General features: G+C 56.2%; 1 protein-coding gene. It reads left to right on the top strand.

Going from position 1 to position 1,374, the window contains the following annotated elements; all coding sequences use genetic code 11:
- The first annotated feature begins 52 nt into the window (after nt 1–52).
- Complete coding sequence (locus NR126_RS28300; RefSeq protein WP_256832468.1) at nt 53–1,312, top strand: IS256 family transposase; 1,260 nt, start codon at nt 53–55, stop codon at nt 1,310–1,312.
- Nucleotides 1,313–1,374: the final 62 nt, after the last annotated feature.

Raw genomic sequence — 1,374 nt, 5'->3', positions numbered from 1 at the left:
GGGGGTGTCAGAAATTTTGTGTTCGGGCATAACATGAGTAAGAGGTGCATGTATGCCAACCAAAAAGAAATCTGAGCGCCAACCGGTGCGGGAGCTGCCGAAGCTTCCAAAGGAACTGCTGGATCAACTCCCTGAAACGCTGATGACCGCTGAGGCGATCGAAGAGGCTTCTGCGGCCTTCAAGAAAGCGCTGATTGAACGCGCCCTAAATGCCGAGCTTGGCCACCATTTGGGTTATCCATCGGGCGCGCAGCGCCCGGAGGATGAAACCAACCAGCGCAACGGCAAGAGCGGCAAGACGGTGCTCACCGGCGATGGACCGATACGCCTGGATATTCCGCGCGACCGCAACGGCAGTTTCTCGCCGATTCTGATCCCCAAGCATGAGCGCCGTTATACCGGTTTCGATGACAAGATCATCGCCATGTACGCCCGTGGAATGACGGTCAGAGAGATTCGTGCGTTTCTTTCTGAGCAGTACGGCACGGACGTCTCGCCCGATTTCATCAGCTCTGTGACCGACGAGGTCATGGAAGAGATTGGCGCGTGGCAACAGCGCCCGCTGGAGCCGATGTACCCGGTCATTTTCTTTGATGCGCTACGGGTGAAGATCCGCGAAGAAGGCTTGGTACGCAACAAGGCCATTTATCTGGCGTTGGGTGTTTTACCCGACGGGACGCGCGATATCCTGGGCATCTGGATCGAGAACACCGAGGGTGCGAAGTTCTGGATGAAGGTGTTCAACGACCTCAAAACGCGAGGCGTCGAGGACGTGCTGATTGCCGTGACCGATGGCCTCAAGGGCATGCCAGAGGCCCTCAGCGCAGTGTTTCCAGAAACAACACTGCAGACATGCATTGTGCATCTGATACGCAACAGCCTGGACTACACGGCTTGGGACAAGCGTCGAGCACTGGCCAAGGCTCTGAAGCCGATTTATCAGGCCATCAACGCAGAAGCGGCTGAGCAGGCCTTGGATGAGTTTGAAAACGGGCCTTGGGGCAAGCAGTATCCAACGGTCGTGGCCGCCTGGAGACGCGCTTGGGATCGAGTGATTCCATTCTTTGTTTTCCCGCCCGCCATCCGGAAGGTGATCTATACCACCAACGCGATTGAGAGCATCAATGCTCAGCTACGTAAGATCATAAAGACCCGTGGCCACTTCCCGAACGACGATGCAGCGACCAAACTGATCTGGTTGGGGCTACGAAACATCACGGCAAACTGGGGTTCAGCGGCCCATGACTGGAAAAGTGCGATGAATCAATTTGCGATTCTGTACGGAGATCGGTTCATCAGGCCGACCTGGTGAAAATCAGGGCCTGCCTGACGGCAGGCCATTACCGGCCCGCACACAAAAAATCTGACAGTCCC

It is taken from the genome of Pseudomonas sp. Pse1 (assembly GCF_024519635.1).
Lineage (GTDB): Bacteria > Pseudomonadota > Gammaproteobacteria > Pseudomonadales > Pseudomonadaceae > Aquipseudomonas.
The sequence above is the reverse complement of the archived record's forward strand: the minus strand, read 5'-3'. Positions and strand labels throughout refer to the sequence as shown.